We start from the raw sequence: 18,425 nt of genomic DNA on the forward strand, positions 1-18,425 counted from the left end.
CTGGGAGGACGGAATGTCGCACGACCGCCGCGGCGAAGGTCGCCCGAGGAACCGTTCCGCATCCGGCGACGACGTTACCGCGTCGAGCCGGGCGGATTCTCTCGAAAAAGCCGCCGCCACCCTCACCGAAATACCGCTCCCGTCCGAACCGGCCGACCCCGGCCGACCCCGGCCGACCCCGGCCGACCCCGGCCGACGCTCGTTTGACCGGTGCTCCGGCCGGAGCCGCCCATCCGGATGACCAGTCGCGACCGCGGCGTTCCGCCGCGCCTGAGGAGGTACTCATGAGTGCGAGACCCGCCCGCCGGAAGCTGGGGTTGTGGATGGCCACGGCCCTGGTGGTGGGCAACATGATCGGGTCGGGCGTGTTCCTGTTGCCCAGCTCGCTGGCCGAGTACGGGCCGATCAGCCTGATCGCGTGGGGGTTCACCGCGGCGGGCGCGATCCTGCTGGCGCTGGTGTTCGCGCGCCTGTCCCGGGCCTATCCGAAGACCGGCGGCCCCTACGCCTACGCGCGGCGCGCGTTCGGTGACTTCGTCGGGTTCCAGACCGCCTGGGGCTACTGGATCGCGGTGTGGGCGGGCAACGCGGCGATCGCGGTCGCGTTCGTCGGCTACCTGGCCCACTTCTGGCCCTCGCTCGCCGACGACAAGGTCCTGGCTGCGGCGGTCGGGGTCGCGACGATCTGGCTGCTGACGGCGGTGAACGCCTACGGCGTCCGGGAGAGCGGCGCCATCCAGGTGTTCACCACCGTCATCAAGCTGGTGCCGCTGCTGATGATCGCGGTCGGCGGGCTGTTCTTCGTCAAGTCGGGGAACTTCGGGGAGTTCAACGCCAGCGGGGACAGCGCGTTCGGAGCGGTCACCGCCGCCGCGGCGCTCACCCTGTGGTCGTTCATCGGGCTGGAGTCGGCGACCGTCCCGGCCGAGGACGTCGCCGAGCCGGAGAAGACCATCCCCCGCGCCACCGTCGCCGGGACGGCCGTGACCGCGCTGATCTACATCCTGGGGACCGTCGCCGTCCTCGGCCTGGTCCCGGCCGCCGCGCTGGCGACCTCGACGGCGCCGTTCGCCGACGCGGCCGACGCCGCGTTCGGCGGGTGGGCCGCCGACCTGGTCGCGGCGGGCGCGGCGATCAGCGCGTTCGGCGCCCTGAACGGCTGGATCCTGCTGCAGGGCCAGATCCCGTTCGCCGCCGCCCGCGACGGGCTGTTCCCGCGCGTGTTCGCCCGCACCGGGCGCGGCGGGACGCCCGCCGTCGGGCTGGTGATCTCCAGCGTGCTGGTGACCGGGCTGATGCTGATGAACTACAACGCCGGCCTGGTCGACCAGTTCACCTTCATCATCCTGCTGGCGACGCTCACCACCGTCATCCCCTACGCCTACGCGTCCCTGGCCGAGCTGGTGCTGCTGGCCACCGACCGGGTCGCGTTCTCCGGGCGGCGCCTGGCCCGCGGCTCCATCATCGCGCTGCTGGCCTTCGGCTACACCGTCTGGGCCATCGCCGGCGCCGGCTACGAGGTCGTCTACAAGGGCACGCTGCTCATCTTCGCCGGCATACCCGTCTATGCCTGGCTGAAGTACCGCGAGCACCGCGTCCGCGAGGAAGTGATCGAGGCCGAGATCGAGGTCGCGGTGGAGGAGGCCGAGGAGTACGGCCCGCCGCCCGCTCCGTCCGCACCGCCCGCTCCGTCCGCACCGCCCGGCCCGGCCGAACCGCCCGTGCACGCCGTCTGAAGGGACCCATGCCCGTGTTCACCGTCTCCTCCGAGGCCGGACGGCTGCGGCAGGTGCTGCTGCACCGCCCCGACCTGGAGCTGCTCCGCCTCACCCCGGCCAACAAGGACGACCTGCTCTTCGACGAGGTGCTCTGGGCCAAACGCGCCCGCCAGGAGCACGACGTCTTCGCCGACACGCTTCGCGAACGCGGCGTCCAGGTCCACTATCTCGCCGACCTGCTCGCCGAGACCCTCAAGACCGACCAGGCCCGCGCCCACGTCCTCGACCACACCGTGTCCCAGGCCGTGCTCGGCCCGACCCTCGCCGACCCCGTGCGCGCCGTGCTGGAGGACATGGACCCCCACACCCTCACCCGCCACCTCATCGGCGGACTCACCAAGGCCGAACTGCACCTGGCCGCCCACAGCCTGCTGCTGGCCTCCCTGGACGACGGCGACTTCATCCTGCCGCCGCTGCCCAACCACCTGTTCACCCGCGACCCGTCCGCATGGGTCTACGGCGGCGTGACGCTGCACCCCATGGCCAAGCCCGCGCGCCGCCGCGAGACCCTCCACCTGGGCACCATCTACCGCCACCACCCGATGTTCACCGCCGCCCAAGCCCCTGTCTGGTATCCGGGCACCGACTTCGGCCTGCCGTCCATCGAGGGCGGCGACGTCCACGTCCTCGGGAACGGCGTGGTCCTGATCGGGATGAGCGAGCGGACCACACCCCAGGCCATCGAGCTGCTCGCCCAGCGGCTGTTCACCGCGGGCGCCGCCCGCCAGGTCATCGCCGCGCAACTGCCCAAGCAGCGCGCGTACATGCACCTGGACACCGTCATGACGATGGTCGACCGCGACGCCTTCACCGTCTACCCCGAGCTGCCCGCGCTGCGGTCCTACACCCTCACCCCGGGCACCGGCGGCACCGTCACCGTGGACGACAACGACGCGCTGTTCCCCGCGATCGCCCGCGCGCTCGACCTGCCCGAGATCCGCGTCCTGTCCGCCAAGCAGGACGTGCGGGCCGCCGAACGCGAGCAGTGGGACGACGGCGACAACGTCCTGGCCCTCCAACCCGGCGTGGTCGTCGCCTACGAGCGCAACGTCACCACCAACACCATGCTCCGCCGCAACGGCATCGAGGTCATCACCATCCCCGGCGGCGAACTCGGCCGCGGACGCGGCGGCCCCCGCTGCATGAGCTGCCCCCTCCAGCGCGACACGGCCGCTCCAGAAAGCCAGGCCACTCCCCAGAACGAGGTGACTCCGTGAAGGACCTGCTGCGCATCGCCGACCTGGGCAGCGACGACCTGATGCTGCTGCTGCGCCTGTCGGCCGACTTCCACCGGGTGCCCGACTCGGCGCACGACCTGCTCGCCCACCAGATCGTGCCGATGTACTTCGCCAAGCCGTCCACCCGGACCCGGCTGTCGACCGCCGCCGCCGTGACCCGCCTCGGCGGGACGCCCATCGCCGTCGGCCCCGACGAGCTGCAACTGCGCCGCGGCGAGACCATCGCCGACACCGCCCGCGTGATGGGCGCCTACTCGGCGGCGATCGTGATCCGCACCTACGCCGACGCCGACGTCGCCGACCTCGCCGAGGCGGCGCCCGTCCCGGTCGTGAACGCCCTGACCGACGGGCACCACCCGCTCCAGGCCGTCGCCGACCTGCTCACCGTCCAGCAGCACTTCGGCAGCCTGCGCGGGCACCGCGTCGCCTACTTCGGGGACGGCGGCAACGTCGCCCGCAGCCTGATGGAGGCCGCGGCCCTCGCCGGGATGGACGTGGCGATCGCGACCCCGCCCGGCTACGCGCCGCCCGAGGAGGCCGTCGCCTTCGCGGCAGCCGAGGGGCGGCGGCGCGGCGGGGCCGTCCTGGTGACCGAGGACCCCGCCGAGGCGGTCAAGGACGCGAGCGTCGTCTACACCGACGTCTGGCTGTCCATGGGCGACGCCGATGACGAGCGGGCCCGCCGCGCCGAGGCCCTCGCGCCCTACCGGGTGGACGAGCGGCTGATGGCCCGGGCCCGCGACGACGCCGTCTTCATGCACTGCCTGCCCGCGCACCGCGGCCAGGAGGTCACCGCCGGCGTCATCGACGGCGCCCGCTCGCTGGTCTTCCAGCAGGCCGCCAACCGGCTGCCCGCCGCGCAGGCCGTGCTGTTCGCGCTGCTCACCGAGCGCCTGGACGGCCGGCCGTGAGGATCGTCGCCGCGCTCGGCGGCAACGCGCTGCTGCGCCGGGGCGAGATCCCGGACGCGTCCGTCCAGGTCGAGCACGTGCGCGAGGCCGTCGGCGGGTTGGCCGCGCTCGCGGCCGGCAACGAGCTGATCGTCACGCACGGCAACGGCCCGCAGGTCGGGCTGCTGGCCGTGGAGAGCGCCGCCGACCCGGCCCTGTCGGCGCCCTACCCGCTCGACGTGCTCGGCGCCGAGACGCAGGGCATGATCGGCTACTGGCTGGTCCGCGAGCTGCGGCGCGCGCTGCCGGGCCGGGAGATCGCCGCGCTGCTCACCGAGACCGAGGTCGATCCCGGCGACCCGGCGTTCGGCGACCCGGCCAAGTTCGTCGGCCGCGGCTACGGCGACGCGGAGGCCGAGCGGCTGCGCGCCGAGCACGGCTGGACGATGCGCCGGGACGGCACCGCCTGGCGGAGGGTCGTCCCCTCCCCCGAGCCCCGCGCCATCGTCGAGCTGCCGACGATCGCGCGGCTCACCGGCGAGGGATGCCTGGTCGTCGCCGTCGGCGGGGGCGGCGTCCCCACCGGCGGCGGCCACCTCGGCGTCGAGGCGGTCGTCGACAAGGACCTCGCGGCGGCGCTGCTCGCGCGGCATCTCAAGGCCGACGTGCTGCTGCTCCTCACCGACGTCCCCGCGATCGAGCGCGGGTTCGGGACCGCGCGCGCCCGCCCGGTCCGCCGCGTCACCCCCGCGCTGCTGCGGCGGCTGCCGCTGCCCGCCGGCTCCATGGGCCCCAAGGCGGAGGCGGCCTGCCGCTTCGCCGAGCACCGCCGCGGCGCCGTCGCCGTGGTCGGCGCGCTCACCGACGCGCCCGCGCTCCTGTCCGGGGCCGCGGGCACCCGAATCGAGGACGACGGAGGACGACGGTATGGATGACCAGGCCGATGTGGTGGTGGTCGGGCTCGGCCCCGGCGGCGAGTACGCCGCGGGCGCGCTCGCCGAGGCCGGGATGGACGTGGTCGGCATCGAGGCCGGGCTCGTCGGCGGCGAGTGCCCGTACTGGGGGTGCGTGCCCAGCAAGATGATGATCCGCGCCGGGAACGTGCTCGCCGAGGCGGGCCGCGTCCCCGCGCTCGCCGGGGAGGGCAAGGCCGTCCCCGACTGGAGCCGGGTCGCCGAGCGCGTCCGGTCCGAGGCCACCGCCGGCTGGAACGACGAGGCCGCCGCCGACCGCCTCACGGCCAAGGGGGTCCGGCTGGTCCGGGAGCGGGGGCGGCTCGCGGGCCCGCGCCGCGTCACCGCCGGCGACCGCACGTTCGAGGCCCGGCGCGGCGTGCTCCTGGCGACCGGGTCGCAGCCGCGCGTCCCGCCCGTCCCGGGGCTGGAGGGGACGCCGTACTGGACGAACCGGGAGGCCATCGAGGCCGCGGAGATGCCGGCCTCGATGCTCGTCCTCGGCGGCGGCGCGATCGGCGTCGAGCTCGCGCAGGTGTACGCCCGCTTCGGCTGCGCGGTCACCGTCCTGGAGGGCGGGGAGCGGCTGCTCTCCCGCGAGGAGCCCGAGGCCGGGGAGCTGGCCGCGCGGGCGCTGCGGGCCGACGGCGCCACCGTCCGCACCGGTGCCCGGACCGTCGCCTTCGCGCATGACGGGACGATGTTCGAGGCGCTGCTCGAAGGCGGCCTGGAGCCGGTCCGCGCGGAGCGGCTCCTGGTCGCGACCGGGCGCGGCACCGACCTGGCCGCGCTGGACGTCGGCACCGCCGGCCTGGACCCGGCCGCGCACGCGGTGCCCACCGACGGGCAGATGCGGGCGGCCGACGGGCTCTGGGCGGTCGGTGACGTCACCGGCCGCGGCGCGTTCACGCACGTCTCGATGTACCAGGCGCAGATCGCCGTCCGCGACATCCTGCGCCGCCCCGGCCGCGACGCCGACTACCGGGCGCTGCCCCGCGTCACCTTCACCGACCCGGAGATCGGCGCGGTCGGGATCACCGAGCGGCAGGCGCGCGACCGGGGCATGCGGGTGCGCACCGGCCTCGCGCCGATCCCCGAGTCCACCCGCGGCCGGATCCACGGCCCCGGCAACGACGGGTTCGTCAAGCTCGTCGAGGACGCCGACCGGGGCGTGCTGGTCGGCGCGACCTCCGCCGGGCCGGCGGGCGGCGAGGTGCTGTACGGGCTGAACGTCGCCGTCCACACCGAGACGCCGACCGATCTCCTCAAGCACATGATCTTCACGTATCCGACCTTTCACCGCGCCGTGGAAGCGGCGCTGCACGACCTCCACTGAAACAACCTCCGCTGAAACAACCTGCACTGAAACAACGGATCCACCGAAAAGGAGAAGGCCATGAACGGTTCCTCCGGTCAGATCGCCGGTCACTTCAGGAGGAGACCCGCCGCGGCGATCCTCGTCCTCGCCGTCGCGCTCGTCCTCACGAGCATCGTCCAGACGCAGAGCGCGTTCTCGCAGGAGAAGCGGCACAAGACGCCGAAGCCGACGGTCGTTCTCGTGCACGGGGCCTGGGCCGACGCATCGAGCTGGAGCAAGGTCGTCACCCGGCTCCAGGACGACGGGTATCCCGTCGTGGCGGTCGCCAATCCGCTGCGGTCGCTGTCCGGCGACGCCGCGTTCGTGCGGGCATTCCTTGAAGCTCAGAAAGGCCCGATCGTCCTGGTCGGCCATTCCTACGGCGGCGCCGTGATCACCAATGCGGCGACGGGGAACGCGAATGTCAAGGCGCTCGTCTACGTGAACGCCTTCGCGCCCGACGAGGGCGAGTCCGCCACCGCGCTCGCCGGTCCGGACTCCGCGCTCTCGGTGGACCCGGCGACCGTCTTCGACTTCGTGCCGAACACCCTTCCGCCCACGCCCGCGACCGACCTGTACCTCAAGAGGTCGACCGTCTCCGCGTCGTTCGCGACCGGGCTGGACGCGCGGGACAAGGCGCTCGTCACGGCCACCCAGCGTCCGGCCACGGTCGGCGCGCTCAACGAGCCGTCCGGCGCCCCGGCCTGGCGGAGCATCCCGTCCTGGTACCTCATCGGAACGCAGGACGAGATCATCCCGGCGGCGGCCGAGCGGGCCATGGCCGCGCGGGCCGGGTCCACGGTCGCCGAGTACCGCGCCGGTCACCTCGGCCTGATGACGCACCCCGGGACGGTCACCCGGGTCATCGAGCGGGCGGCGAGGTCGAGCGTCCGATAGCGGGCACTCCGCGAGGCGGGCGGATCCGGGCTGCGGGGGCCGGATCCGCCCGGCCGCGTGTCAGGTGGAGTCGCGCACGACGAGCTCCGTCGGCAGGACCACCGGCTCCGCCCGCTCCCCGTAGCCCTCGCCGTCGCCGTCGAGGAGCATCCGGACGGCGGCCCGCGCCACCTCGGCGACCGGCTGGCGGACGGTCGTCAGCGGCGGGTCGGTATAGCGGGCGGCCTCGATGTCGTCGAAGCCGACGACGGCGACGTCGTCCGGGACGCGGCGGCCCGCCTTCCGCAGCACGTGCAGGGCGCCGGCCGCCATCAGGTCGTTCGCGGCGAACACCGCGTCGAGACCCGGGTCGTCCTCCAGGAGCTGCGCCATGGCCGCCGCCCCCGACTCGCGGGTGAAGTCGCCCATGGCGGCCAGGGACCTGCGGTCGGTCCCGGAGAGGATCTCGCGGTAGCCGGCCAACCGGTCCAGCCCGGCGGACATGTCCGGTGGACCGGTGATCGTGGCGATGCGCCGCCGCCCCCTGTCCAGGAGGTGCTCGACGGCTGCGCGCGCGCCGCCGACGTTGTCGGCGTCGCAGTACGGGGGCCTGGTCGTGGACACGGGGCGGCCGTGCGACACGACGGGCACGCCCGTCCGGAGGAGGGCCGCCGGCAGCGGATCCGCGCCGTGCAGGGAGAGCAGGATGACGCCGTCCACGTGCCGTCCCGCGACATACCGCTCCACCCTCGCCTGGCCGGCCGGCGTGGACGGCATCATCAGCACGACCTGCTTGTCGGCCGCCTCCAGCTCCTGGCTCACGGCGCGGACGACCGCCGGGAAGAAGGGGTCGTCGGAGAACACCCGCGCGGGCGGCTCGGAGACGACCAGCGCGATCGACCCGGTCCGCTGGGTCACCAGGCTGCGGGCGGCAGAGTTCGGGATGTAGCCGAGTTCCTCGACGGCGCGCAGGACCGCCGCGCGTATCCCCGGGTCCACCGTGGCGGACCCGTTGACCACGCGCGACACCGTGGCCCGCGAGACCCCGGCCCTGGCCGCGACGGCCTCCAGCGTGGGACGTCTCATGCCCGCCTCTCCACCCGCCTTCACGAGAGAGCGATTTCGCAGATAGTTCAGAACTTCCCTGAGGGGCACAACAGACCTGTTCACACCATACTTCGCTGCCTGATCGTGTCAAGAGAGCGCTCTCTCGACCTCTTGACGAAGGGTCCCGGGCGAGTGACATTGAGCGCACCAGAGGCAGGCCCCCCGCTTGCTCCCACCCCTCTCTGGAGGTTCCCGCCATGACCTCACCGAGACGTCCCACGTTCTGGCGCCGGCCCGCGCTCGCCGTGCTCGCCGCCGCGCTCCCGGCCGCGGCCGCCGTCGCCTTCGCCGCGTCCCCGCCGGAGGCCGGCGCGTCCGTCCCGCCGCCCCCGTCCGGCTGGAGCCTGGTCTGGAGCGACGACTTCGACGGCGCCGCCGGGGCGCTCCCCTCCTCGGCGAACTGGATCATCGACACGGGCCACGGCTACCCCGGCGGCCCGGGCAACTGGGGCACCGGCGAGATCCAGAACTACACGGCCGACCCCGCCAACGTCAGCCTCGACGGCGGCGGCAACCTGCGGATCACCCCCGTCAAGACCGCGTCCGGCGAGTGGACGTCGGCCCGCATCGAGACGCGGCGCACCGACTTCAAGCCCGCCGACGGGCGCGTGCTGCGCATCGAGGGACGCATCCAGATGCCCAACGTGACCGGAGCCCAGGCGCTCGGCTACTGGCCCGCGTTCTGGGCGCTCGGCTCCCCGTACCGGGGCGACTACCAGAACTGGCCGTCGATCGGCGAGTTCGACATCATGGAGAACGTCAACGGGATCGACTCCGTCTGGGGCGTCCTGCACTGCGGCACGAACCCCGGCGGCGCCTGCAACGAGACGAGCGGCATCGGCGCCAGCCGGGCCTGCCCGGGGACGTCCTGCCAGGCGGGCATGCACACCTACCGCTTCGAGTGGGACCGCAGCGTCAGCCCCAACCAGCTGCGCTGGTACGTGGACGGCCAGCAGTTCCACAGCGTCGGCCAGAACCAGCTGGACGCGGGCACATGGGCGAACATGACCGGCCACGGCGGCTACTTCCTGCTGCTGAACGTGGCCATGGGCGGCGCCTTCCCCAACGGCGTCGCCGGCCAGGGCACGCCCACCGCCGACACCGTCTCGGGACGGCCCATGGTCGTCGACTACGTCGCGGTCTGGCAGAGCGGCGGCTCGACCACCCCGCCGCCGACGGGCGACACGGTCGACGCCCGCTCGACCATCCAGGCGGAGAGCAGCACCGCGCAGTCCGGCACGCAAGTGGAGACCACGACCGACACCGGCGGCGGCCAGAACGTGGGCTACATCGGCAACGGCGACTGGCTGCGCTTCGACAACGTCGACTTCGGCGGCACCCCGGCGACGCAGTTCAAGGCCAGGGTCGCCTCCGGCGCGGCGGCCGGGGTCAGCGGCCTGGTGCAGGTGCGGCTGGACAGCCCGACCGGCCCGGTGATCGGTGACTTCGCGATCGCGAACACCGGCGGCTGGCAGAGCTGGCGGACGGTCCCCGCCACCATCTCCGGGACGACCGGCACCCACACTGTCTACCTCACCTTCAGCAGCGGCCAGCCCGCCGACTTCGTGAACCTCAACTGGTTCACCTTCGCGAGCTGACCACCACCGCACGGCCGCCGTCCCGCCACCGGGCCGGCGGCCCTGCCAGTTCTCAGGAGCGCCAGTTCTCACGGAGCGCCGGTTCTCACGGAGCGCGAGTTCTTACGGAGCGCGAACGACCCCGCCCGAACTGGGCGAACAGCGGCTTGACGACCTTAGAGTCCCTTTCGAGTGATCTTGAAGGGCGCCGGTAGGGCGGCGCCCTCGCGCATGCCGGGGCCCGCACGGGGCCGCCGGCTTGGGGGGACGGAATGGAGCCGGTGATCCGGGTTCGGAATCTGCGAGTGGGCGGCCGCGAGAAGGGCGCGGGCGTCTCGTTCACCGTGGCGGCGGGTGAGATCTGCGCCCTTCTCGGCCGGGCCGGGTCGGGCAAGACGGCCGTCCTGGAGGCGGTGGCGGGGCTGCGGCGGCCCGTGTCCGGGTCGGTGCGGGTGAGGGGCGCCGACCCGTACGGCGACCGGGAGGGGCTGCGCCTCGGCGCCGTCTGGCGGGAGGGCGGCGACCATGCCGGCTTCACGGTGGAGGAGGTCGCCGAGTCCTACCGCCGCTGGACGCTCGACCCGCTGACGACGGCGGAGGCACTCGAGCTGACCGGCCTCGGCGACCTGGCGGCGGTCCGCTTCGAGCGGCTGACCGCCGGGCAGCGGCGCCTGCTGGATCTGGCCCTGGCCCTGCTGAACCGCTCCGACGTCCTCTTCCTGGACGATCCCCTGGCCGGCCTCGACAGCGGCACGGTCGAGCGGATCTGGACGGTACTGCGCGATGTGGCGGGCTCGGGAGCCGCGATCCTGTTCTCCACGCGCTCGCTCGCCGAGGCGTCCCGCGCCGACCGGACCAGCGTGGTCGACGAGGGCCGGGCCTGCCCAGCCGCGCCACCTCCGCGCGCACGGGCCGCGTGAAGCCCCGTCAGCCCTCGCCCACGAGGGCCCGGCCGGTTCCAGCCGCCTCGGCGGACGGGGCGGCGGGCGGGTCCGGGAAGGGGACGCCGAGCAGGCGGAGCAGCGGGGCGGCCTTGACCGCGGTCTCCGCGAACTCGGCGTCCGGGTCCGACAGCGCGGTGACGGCGCCGCCGATGCCGAACTCGACGCGCCCCGGCGTGGCGACGGCGGTGCGGATCACGATGCTGAGGTCGGCCGCCCCCGACAGCGAGAAGTAGCCGAGCGCGCCGGAGTACACGCCGCGCGGTCCCTCCTCCAGCCGGTCGAGGATCCGCATGGTGCGGATCTTCGGCGCGCCGGTCATCGAGCCGCCGGGGAACGCCGCCCGCACGCACCGCAACGCCGAGACGTCCGGGCGCAGCCGGGCCCGGACCGTGCTGACCAGCTGGTGGACCGTCGTGTAACTCTCCACGGCGAACACCGGGTCGGCGGTGACCGTCCCCGTCTCGGCGACTCCGCCGAGGTCGTGCCGGACGAGGTCGACGATCATCAGGTTCTCCGCGCGGTCCTTGGCGCTCGCCGCGAGGTCCGCGCGCAGCCGCCGGTCCTCGGCCGGGTCGGGCGAGCGCGGCCGGGTGCCCTTGATCGGCCTGGACTCGGCCGTCCCGTCCGCCGACACGCGCAGGAAGCGCTCGGGCGAGGCGCTCAGCACCGACAGGTCGCCGAACCGCAGCAGCGCCCCGAACGGCACGGGGTCGGAGCGCCGAAGCCGCCGGTAGAGGTCCCACGGGTCCGCGCGGACGTCGGCGGTGAGCATGTTCGTCAGGCACACCTCGTAGGTCTCCCCGGCGATGATCTCCCGCCGGCATTCGGCGATCTTGCCGAGGTAGCGCGGGCGGCCGTGCCGCAGGGCGATCCCGGACGGCGCCGCGACCGGGCCCGGCTCGACCGGGCCCGGCTCGGGCGGCGGCGCGAGGTCCGCCAGGCGGGACTCGGCGGCGTCCAGCCAGGCCAGCGCGTCGCGGTCGTCCCGGGCCCGGCAGAGCGCCAGCAGGTGGACCGCGCCCTCCGCGTGGTCGAACGCCACGGCCCGGTCGGCGAACACCATGGCGGCGTCGGGGTGCGGTGACCGGTGCGCCCGCGCCCCGCCGGTCTCGGCCTTGAGCTCGTAGCCGAGGTAGCCGACCCAGCCGAGCGCGAAACCGAACGGCAGGTCCGGGACGTCGGCCGCGTGGGCGCGCAGGTCGGCGTCGAGCCAGTCGAAGAAGGACCCGCGCTCCACCCGCTCGCGCCCGCCCGCCGACTCGACCGTGAGGTCCCCGGTGGCCACGTCGAACGCGGCGAACCGCGCCAGCGGGCCGGAGGCGTCCCCCATGAAGGAGAACCGCCCGCCGTGCTCGCCGGTGCGGCTGCTGTCCAGCCAGAACGCCCGGTCGGAGGACGCGAACAGCGCGCCGAACACGTCCTCGGCCACCGCCGCCGCGCCGAGCCGCCGCGCGATCACCCGGAACGGCGCCGGCCGCGCCTCAGGCCGGACGGGTCGCGCCTCGGGCTGGGCAGGTCGCGCCTCGGCGGCGGCGGCCCGGCCCCGGGAGGAGGGCTTCGCGCCGACCGGCCCGGCCTGGGCCAGGAAGTTCGCGATGATGCGCCGCCCGTGCTCCGTGCACACTGATTCCGGATGGAACTGGACGCCCCAGATCGGCCGCCGCCTGTGCCGCACGCCCATCAGCACGCCGTCGGGCGTCCACGCGATCGGTTCCAGCGCGGGCGGCGGATCGTCCGCGACGAGCGAGTGGTACCGCACCGCCGTGAACGGCGACGGCACGCCCCGGAACAGGGCGTCGCCGGTGTGCTCCACCGGCGAGGTCAGCCCGTGCCTGACCTCCGGGGCGGGCCGGACGCGCCCGCCGAAGTGGTGGCAGATCCCCTGGTGGCCGAGGCAGACGCCGAGCAGCGGGATCCGGGCGTGCTCGATCACGTCCCGGCAGATGCCGAAGTCGGCGGCCCGCTCCGGCGAGCCGGGGCCGGGCGAGATGACCACGGTGTCGAACGGGTCGAGCAGCCCCGCGTGCCAGGCCGCCTCGTCGTTGCGCAGCACGACGGGCTCGGCACCGGCTTCGGCCACGTACTGGACGAGGTTGCCGGTGAACGAGTCGTAGTTGTCGATGATCAGGGTCCGCACCGACCGCGCCGCCTCCGCATTGTTGTCCGGCCTGACCCGGTTACGCCCAGAACGGTACTCGACGCCACCGGGCCCCGGTCGCCCGCGGGGCGGGTTCAGGACCAGGTGAGGCGGTCGGCGAGGAGGGCCTGCTGGGCGGGGTTGGCGGTGAGCGCGAGGGCGCGGCGGTCGGCGGCGCGGGCGCCGCCGTCGCGGCCGAGGCCGCGCAGGAGTTCGGCGCGGGTCGCGTGGTAGAGGTGGTGGCCGTCCAGCGGCCCGGCGAGCGGGTCCAGCTCGGCGAGCGCCGCCGCGGGGCCCCGCACGTAGCGGAGCGCGATGGCGCGGTGGAGCCGGACCACCGGCGACCGCGTCATGCCCAGCAGCATGTCGTAGAGGACGAGGATCTGCGTCCAGTCGGTGTCGTCCCATGTGGCGGCCTCAGCGTGGCACGCGACGATCGCGGCCTGCACCTGGTACGGGCCGGGGCGGCGCATCGCGGCGGCCCGCTCGATCAGCCGGACCGCCTCCGCGACCGCGTCGCGGTCCCACTTGGCGCGGTCCTGGTCGCGCAGCAGGACGAGGTGACCGCCGGCGTCGAAGCGGGCCGGCGTGCGGGCCTGGTGCAGCATGATCAGGGCGAGCAGGCCGAGCACCTCCGGCCGGCGCGGCATCAGCCAGGCGAGGCTCTCGGCGAGCCACTGCGCGTCGCCGGCGAGGTCGCGGGCGTGCGGGCGGTCGCCGCGGCTCGTCAGGTACCCCTCGTTGAACAGCAGGTACACGACCGAGAGGACCTGGTCGAGGCGCTCGTCCAGTTCGCCGTCCGGCGGGATCCGGTACGGGATCCGCGCGTCGGTGATCTTGCGTTTGGCGCGGGTGATGCGCCGCGCGACGGCCGTCTCCGGGACGAGGAGCGCGGCCGCGATCTGCCCGGTCGTCAGCCCGCACACCGTGCGCAGCGTGAGGGCGACCTGCGAAGCGGTCGGCAGCGCGGGATGGCAGCAGGTGAAGACCAGCTTGAGCCGGTCGTCGGGCTCGCCGGGGACCGGCCACTGGAGCCGGGCGAGCTTCTCCCGGTAGGCGGCCTGGCGGCGCAGCAGGTCGATGCCGCGGCGGCGGGCCGTGGTGAGCAGCCACGCGTCCGGGTGCTCGGGGATGCCCTCGGCGGGCCAGCGCTTCAGCGCGGTCTCCAGGGCGTCCTGCATGACGTCCTCGGCGGCGGAGAAGTCGCCGAGGGTCCGGATGAGGGACGCCGTGAGCCGGCCCGCGTGCTCGCGCAGCACCCGGGCCAGCTCGGCGTGCACCGGGTCCGTCACGTGAGCGGGCGGACCTCGACCACGGGGCAGGCGGGCCACGCGCGGGCGATGGCGAGGGCCTCGTCCAGGTCGGCGACCTCCACCTCGGCGTAGCCGCTGACGACCTCCTTGCCCTCGACGAACGGGCCGTCGGTGAGCATCGGCTCGGGGCCGTCCAGCCGCACGGTCGTGGCGGTGTGCGCGGGCTGGAGGTGCCCGTGGTGGGTGATCTGCGCGTCGTGCTCCGCGAACCACTTTGCGACCTGCTCGTAGGAGACCTGGCGCTCGTCCTCGCTCATCTCGGCGAGCTTCCTGGCGAACTCCTCGGTCTCCACGAACAGCAGCACGTACTTCATCGGGTCCCCCTCGTGTCGATCATCAGGGCCGGTCGGTTCCGCCTCACCCCCTAGACGATCGGCGGAGGCCCGGATCGGACATCCCCCGCGAGGATCATGGTTTCCGGCCGACGCCGCAGGCGGCGTCCACCTCCGGCGGCGGGCCGAACGGGCTCGGGTCGGGCCGCCACCGCGAGGTCGGCACGATGCCCGGTTCGAGCAGCTCCAAGCCCTCGAAGAAGCCGGCCAGCTCCTCCGGAGAGCGGTCCACGTACGGGGTCGAGCCCTGCTCCACCGCGATCTTGACGGCCTCCTCGCGGGCCTTCCTGTCGACGCTGCCGGTGCCGTCGTTGAGGGCCAGGAAGCTGCCCGGCGCGAGCGCGTCCACCAGGCGGCGGACGATCGCCGTCGCCTCGGCGTCGTCCACCACGTTCCCCATGATCCCGAACATGATCAGCCCGACCGGCGCGGCGAAGTCGAGGGTGCGCGCGGCCTCCGCCAGGATCCGCTCCGGATCGCGGACGTCGCACTCGACGTAGTCGGTTCTGCCCTCGGGCCGCCCGACCAGCAGCGCCCGCGCGTGCACCAGGACGAGCGGATCGTTGTCGACGTACACCACCCGCGTCTCGGGCGCGATGCGCTGCGCGACCTCGTGGGTGTTGTCGTGGGTCGGCAGGCCGGTGCCGACGTCCAGGAACTGCCGGACGCCCTCGGCCTCGGCGAGGTGGCGGACCACGCGGCCGAGGGCGGCGCGGGAGTGCCGGGCGACGTCGCCGACGCCCGGGTACGCGGCGGCGACCTGGTCGCCGACCTGCTTGTCGATCTCGTAGTAGTCCTTGCCGCCGACCCAGTAGTTCCACATTCGGGCCGGATGCGGGCGGGACGTGTCGATTCGGGATGATTCGCTGGCGGACATGGCGCTCATCGTCGCCGCGGGCATGCCGTGCCGCAAGGCACAATTCGGTTGTGGCCAGAAAATGTCCGTGCGGCGTCGGCGCCCGGTACCGGGACTGCTGCGGCCGGTTGCACCGGGGCGAGGGTTCGGCGGAGACCGCCGGGGAGCTGATGCGGTCGCGGTTCAGCGCGTTCGCCGTCGAGGACGAGGCGTACCTGCTGCGGACGTGGCATCCGGCGACCCGCCCGGAGCGCGTCGGCTTCGACGGCGGCACCCGCTGGACGGGGCTCGACATCGTCCGGGAGGAGGCCGGCGGCCCGGCGGACGAGAGGGGCGTCGTGGAGTTCCGGGCGCACTACCTGGCGGACGGGCGGCCCGGCGCGATGCACGAGGTCAGCCGGTTCGTCCGCCAGGACGGCGCGTGGGTCTACGTCCGCGGCAAGATCATCGACCCGGACGGCTAGGCCCGGTCCCATTCCGGGACGGCGCCGGGCGCGTGCAGGCAGAAGTCGGGAGCGCCTTCGAGGGCCCTCTCCTCACCGCCCGGCGTGTACGTCACGATGAGGCGCAGCGGCCGCCACGTCGCGTTGTACGTGGAGTGCCAGGCGCCCTTCGGGATGTGGACGGCGTCGCCCTCGCCGATCCGGAAGGGCTCCCCGTCGTCCACCATCTGCGTCGCCTCACCGGAGATCACGTAGATGACCTCCTCGGCGCCGGGGTGGTTGTGCCGCGCGTGGCCCTTCCCCGGGTTGACGATCACCTCGCCCAGCGTGCTGCCCGCGCCCGCGACGCTCGACGGGGTGACGAACCACTTGATGGACCCCCAGTCGAACGACATCGTGGCCACGTCGTCGGGACCGACTCGCATTCACAGCTCCAGGTTCTTGAAGGCGGCGACCTGCTCGGTGATGGCCCGCTCGGTCGGCAGGCGCTCGACGGACGAGGCGCCGAAGAAGCCGACGACGCCCTCCGTGCGCGACAGGACGTAGGCGGCGTCCTCGGGTTCGGCGATGGGCCCGCCGTGGCACAGCACGACGATGTCGGGGCGGGCGGCGTACGCGGCGTCCCGCATGGCCTGGACCCGCTCGACCGCCTCGTCCAGCGTCAGCGCGGTGCCCGCGCCGATGCTGCCCTTGGTGGTGAGCCCGACGTGCGGGACGAGGACGTCCGCGCCGGCCTCCGCCATGGCGCGCGCCTGGTCCTCGTCGAAGACGTACGGGGCGGTGACCAGGCCGCGCTCGTGCGCGAGCCGCACCATCTCGACCTCCAGGGCGTAGCCCATGCCGGTCTCTTCGAGGTTCTGCCGGAACACGCCGTCGTAGAGGCCCACCGTCGGGAAGTTCTGGACGCCCGCGAACCCCATCGCCTTCAGCTGGTCGAGGAAGACGGGCATCACCCGGAACGGGTCGGTGCCGCACACTCCGGCGAGGACCGGGGTGTTCCTCACCACCGGCAGCACCTCGGACGCCATCTCCACCACGATCTGGTTGGCGTCCCCGTAGGGCAGCAGCCCGGCCAGCGACCCGCGCCCGGCCATCCGGTACCGGCCCGAGTTGTAGATGATGATCAGGTCGACGCCGCCGGCCTCCGCGCACTTGGCGGACAGCCCGGTGCCCGCCCCGGCGCCGATGATCGGCTTGCCCTCGGCGGTGGCGGTGCGCAGCCGGAACAGGACCGTGTCGCGGTTCATCGCGCCCCCTCCGTGATCAGCCGGTGCAGCCGGTCGGCCATCGCGCGGCCGAACGCCGGGTCGTTGATGTCCATGTCGAGCCTTTCGGTCTCCACGGCGCCCTCCATGGCCGCGAAGCACGCCTCGTCCGCCTCCGGATCGTGGAACGGCATGCCCTCGGTGTCCAGCGCCGACACGCCCCGCAGGGGCAGGAACAGCACGGTCGGGCCGGTCGCCGCGGCGAGCTTGCCCGCGACCCGCCGCCCGAGTTCGGCCATCTCGTCCCGCGTCGTGCGCATCAGCGTCACGGTCGGGTTGTGGACGTAGAGGTTGCGGTCCCGGAAGCGCTCCGGGACCGTCGCCAGCGGCCCGAAGTTGACCATGTCGAGCGCGCCGGGCGCCACGACCTGCGGTATACCGGTCCGGCCCGCCGCCGTGAGCCGGTCGGGCCCGGCCGACAGGACGCCGCCGACGAGGTCGTCCGCCAGCTCCGTCGTGGTCAGGTCCAGGACGCCGGCCAGCAGCCCGCTCTCCGCGAGCCCTTCGAGCGCCTTCCCGCCGGCGCCGGTCGCGTGGAAGACGAGCACCTCGTAGCCCAGCTCGTCCAGGCGCTCGCGCGCCGCCTCCACCGCCGGCGTGGTCACCCCGAACATGGACGCCCCGACGAGCGGACGGTCGTCCATGACCGGGGACGGCGCCGCGTACGCCTTCGCCATCCCGGCCACCGCTGCCGCCGCGTTCCCCAGGACGAGCCTGGACACGCGGTTCACGCCCGCGATGTCGACGACGCTGTACATCATCGCCACGTCCTTGGCCCCGACATAGGGCGCGACGTCCCCGGCCGCCATCGTGGACACGATCAGCTTGGGCACGCCGATCGGCAGGTCCCGGACGGCCCGCGCCGCGATCGACGACCCGCCGCTGCCGCCCACGGCGAGGACGGCGTCGACCCGGTCGAGCCCGGCGAGGACGGCCGCCGCGCCCTCCCCCATCGCGGTGACGGCCGCTCCGCGGTCACCGGCGTCGCGCAGCTCCCGAAGGGACGTCCCCCCGGCCCGCGCGACCTCCTCCGCGGAGACGTCGGCCTCCGCCTGCGGCGGCCCGACGCCCGCGTCCACGAGGACCACGTCGCAGCCCAGCCGGCCCAGCCGCTCGCGCAGCCAGGCGTACTCCTCCCCTTTGGTGTCGAGCGTTCCCACCAAGACCACGGTCGCCATGAACGATCACTTCCCGCGCGGCCGTCAGTCCAACCGGCGCAAAGTCCGTCCCACCCGCGCAACGCCCGTCCCACGCGCGCAACGTCCGTCCCACCCGCGCAACGTCCGGGCAACGGGCCGGCTGCGACCATTCGGGCAGGAGCCCGCGCACAACGATCAGCTACCCCGCACGCCGGAGTGA

At 73.9% G+C, this 18,425-nt stretch carries 17 protein-coding genes; 9 read left to right on the plus strand and 8 right to left on the minus strand.

The features are described from left to right. Positions 1 to 284 precede the first annotated feature (284 nt). From CHF16_RS17120 to CHF16_RS17145, 6 genes are read left to right on the plus strand one after another with little or no spacing between them, the layout of a single operon-like run. On the plus strand, positions 285 to 1,736 hold the full coding sequence (locus tag CHF16_RS17120; RefSeq protein ID WP_179271560.1) for an amino acid permease: 1,452 nt from the start codon (positions 285 to 287) through the stop codon (positions 1,734 to 1,736). Between the two features lie 8 nt (positions 1,737 to 1,744). Next, a complete protein-coding gene (locus tag CHF16_RS17125) occupies positions 1,745 to 2,995 on the plus strand; it encodes an arginine deiminase (RefSeq protein WP_089327156.1) in 1,251 nt (416 codons plus the stop codon). Next, positions 2,992 to 3,927, plus strand: a complete 936-nt coding sequence (gene argF, locus CHF16_RS17130) for an ornithine carbamoyltransferase (RefSeq protein WP_089327054.1) — start codon at positions 2,992 to 2,994, stop codon at positions 3,925 to 3,927. Before CHF16_RS17125 ends, argF begins: the two co-directional genes overlap by 4 nt. Continuing rightward, entirely contained in the window at positions 3,924 to 4,841 is a 918-nt protein-coding gene (locus tag CHF16_RS17135; protein ID WP_089327055.1) for a carbamate kinase, read from the plus strand. Before argF ends, CHF16_RS17135 begins: the two co-directional genes overlap by 4 nt. Further along, positions 4,834 to 6,195 carry a dihydrolipoyl dehydrogenase family protein gene (locus CHF16_RS17140; protein WP_089327056.1) on the plus strand — a complete coding sequence of 454 codons (1,362 nt, stop codon included), beginning with the start codon at positions 4,834 to 4,836 and terminating at the stop codon, positions 6,193 to 6,195. The genes CHF16_RS17135 and CHF16_RS17140 overlap by 8 nt, the downstream gene beginning before the upstream one ends. A 60-nt stretch (positions 6,196 to 6,255) precedes the next feature. Further along, on the plus strand, positions 6,256 to 7,113 hold the full coding sequence (locus tag CHF16_RS17145) for an alpha/beta fold hydrolase (RefSeq protein WP_089327057.1): 858 nt from the start codon (positions 6,256 to 6,258) through the stop codon (positions 7,111 to 7,113). A gap of 60 nt (positions 7,114 to 7,173) precedes the next feature. Here the strand turns inward: CHF16_RS17145 and CHF16_RS17150 are convergent, their stop codons facing one another. Continuing rightward, positions 7,174 to 8,178, minus strand: a complete 1,005-nt coding sequence (locus tag CHF16_RS17150; protein WP_089327058.1) for a LacI family DNA-binding transcriptional regulator — start codon at positions 8,176 to 8,178, stop codon at positions 7,174 to 7,176. 218 nt (positions 8,179 to 8,396) lie between these two features. Between CHF16_RS17150 and CHF16_RS17155 the strand changes: the two genes are divergently transcribed. Both CHF16_RS17155 and CHF16_RS17160 read left to right on the plus strand, forming a co-directional pair. Next, entirely contained in the window at positions 8,397 to 9,797 is a 1,401-nt protein-coding gene (locus tag CHF16_RS17155) for a glycoside hydrolase family 16 protein (RefSeq protein ID WP_089327059.1), read from the plus strand. Between the two features lie 284 nt (positions 9,798 to 10,081). After that, a complete protein-coding gene (locus CHF16_RS17160) occupies positions 10,082 to 10,696 on the plus strand; it encodes an ATP-binding cassette domain-containing protein (RefSeq protein WP_245868667.1) in 615 nt (204 codons plus the stop codon). Positions 10,697 to 10,703: 7 nt separating this feature from the next. Here the strand turns inward: CHF16_RS17160 and pabB are convergent, their stop codons facing one another. The 4 genes from pabB to CHF16_RS17180 all read right to left on the minus strand — a co-directional run bounded on the left by pabB (position 10,704) and on the right by CHF16_RS17180 (position 15,325). Then, positions 10,704 to 12,857 carry an aminodeoxychorismate synthase component I gene (pabB, locus tag CHF16_RS17165; RefSeq protein ID WP_089327061.1) on the minus strand — a complete coding sequence of 718 codons (2,154 nt, stop codon included), beginning with the start codon at positions 12,855 to 12,857 and terminating at the stop codon, positions 10,704 to 10,706. Positions 12,858 to 12,952: 95 nt separating this feature from the next. Further along, the gene (locus CHF16_RS17170; protein WP_089327062.1) at positions 12,953 to 14,149 is read right to left on the minus strand and encodes an RNA polymerase sigma factor; all 1,197 of its coding nucleotides are present in this window, start codon (positions 14,147 to 14,149) and stop codon (positions 12,953 to 12,955) included. Continuing rightward, positions 14,146 to 14,484 carry a YciI family protein gene (locus CHF16_RS17175; RefSeq protein WP_089327063.1) on the minus strand — a complete coding sequence of 113 codons (339 nt, stop codon included), beginning with the start codon at positions 14,482 to 14,484 and terminating at the stop codon, positions 14,146 to 14,148. Before CHF16_RS17175 ends, CHF16_RS17170 begins: the two co-directional genes overlap by 4 nt. Before the next feature lie 94 nt (positions 14,485 to 14,578). Next, positions 14,579 to 15,325 (minus strand): SAM-dependent methyltransferase, encoded by a 747-nt coding sequence (locus CHF16_RS17180; RefSeq protein WP_245868670.1) that lies wholly within the window; start codon positions 15,323 to 15,325, stop codon positions 14,579 to 14,581. 104 nt (positions 15,326 to 15,429) lie between these two features. On the opposite strand from CHF16_RS17180, the gene CHF16_RS17185 reads away from it, so the two are divergent. Then, on the plus strand, positions 15,430 to 15,822 hold the full coding sequence (locus CHF16_RS17185) for a YchJ family protein (protein ID WP_089327064.1): 393 nt from the start codon (positions 15,430 to 15,432) through the stop codon (positions 15,820 to 15,822). Here CHF16_RS17185 and CHF16_RS17190 read toward each other — a convergent pair. From CHF16_RS17190 to CHF16_RS17200, 3 genes are read right to left on the minus strand one after another with little or no spacing between them, the layout of a single operon-like run. Beyond that, positions 15,819 to 16,226, minus strand: coding sequence for a cupin domain-containing protein (locus CHF16_RS17190; RefSeq protein WP_089327065.1), 408 nt, complete (start codon positions 16,224 to 16,226; stop codon positions 15,819 to 15,821). The genes CHF16_RS17185 and CHF16_RS17190 overlap by 4 nt on opposite strands. Further along, positions 16,227 to 17,048, minus strand: coding sequence for a phosphoenolpyruvate hydrolase family protein (locus tag CHF16_RS17195; RefSeq protein ID WP_089327066.1), 822 nt, complete (start codon positions 17,046 to 17,048; stop codon positions 16,227 to 16,229). Then, a complete protein-coding gene (locus tag CHF16_RS17200; RefSeq protein WP_089327067.1) occupies positions 17,045 to 18,244 on the minus strand; it encodes a Tm-1-like ATP-binding domain-containing protein in 1,200 nt (399 codons plus the stop codon). The genes CHF16_RS17195 and CHF16_RS17200 overlap by 4 nt, the downstream gene beginning before the upstream one ends. Between the last annotated feature and the right edge of the window lie 181 nt (positions 18,245 to 18,425).

This window comes from Actinomadura meyerae (assembly GCF_900188445.1).
In the GTDB taxonomy this organism is placed as follows: Bacteria; Actinomycetota; Actinomycetes; order Streptosporangiales; family Streptosporangiaceae; genus Spirillospora; species Spirillospora meyerae.

What these genes read in the sequence shown, in the direction of transcription:
- CHF16_RS17120 (WP_179271560.1), top strand. Translation starts at nt 285, where the DNA reads ATGAGTGCGAGACCCGCCCGCCGGAAGCTGGGGTTGTGGATGGCCACG.
- CHF16_RS17125 (WP_089327156.1), top strand. Translation starts at nt 1,745, where the DNA reads ATGCCCGTGTTCACCGTCTCCTCCGAGGCCGGACGGCTGCGGCAGGTG.
- CHF16_RS17140 (WP_089327056.1), top strand. Translation starts at nt 4,834, where the DNA reads ATGGATGACCAGGCCGATGTGGTGGTGGTCGGGCTCGGCCCCGGCGGC.
- CHF16_RS17145 (WP_089327057.1), top strand. Translation starts at nt 6,256, where the DNA reads ATGAACGGTTCCTCCGGTCAGATCGCCGGTCACTTCAGGAGGAGACCC.
- CHF16_RS17150 (WP_089327058.1), bottom strand. Translation starts at nt 8,178, where the DNA reads ATGAGACGTCCCACGCTGGAGGCCGTCGCGGCCAGGGCCGGGGTCTCG.
- CHF16_RS17155 (WP_089327059.1), top strand. Translation starts at nt 8,397, where the DNA reads ATGACCTCACCGAGACGTCCCACGTTCTGGCGCCGGCCCGCGCTCGCC.
- CHF16_RS17175 (WP_089327063.1), bottom strand. Translation starts at nt 14,484, where the DNA reads ATGAAGTACGTGCTGCTGTTCGTGGAGACCGAGGAGTTCGCCAGGAAG.
- CHF16_RS17180 (WP_245868670.1), bottom strand. Translation starts at nt 15,325, where the DNA reads ATGTGGAACTACTGGGTCGGCGGCAAGGACTACTACGAGATCGACAAG.
- CHF16_RS17190 (WP_089327065.1), bottom strand. Translation starts at nt 16,226, where the DNA reads ATGCGAGTCGGTCCCGACGACGTGGCCACGATGTCGTTCGACTGGGGG.
- CHF16_RS17195 (WP_089327066.1), bottom strand. Translation starts at nt 17,048, where the DNA reads ATGAACCGCGACACGGTCCTGTTCCGGCTGCGCACCGCCACCGCCGAG.
- CHF16_RS17200 (WP_089327067.1), bottom strand. Translation starts at nt 18,244, where the DNA reads ATGGCGACCGTGGTCTTGGTGGGAACGCTCGACACCAAAGGGGAGGAG.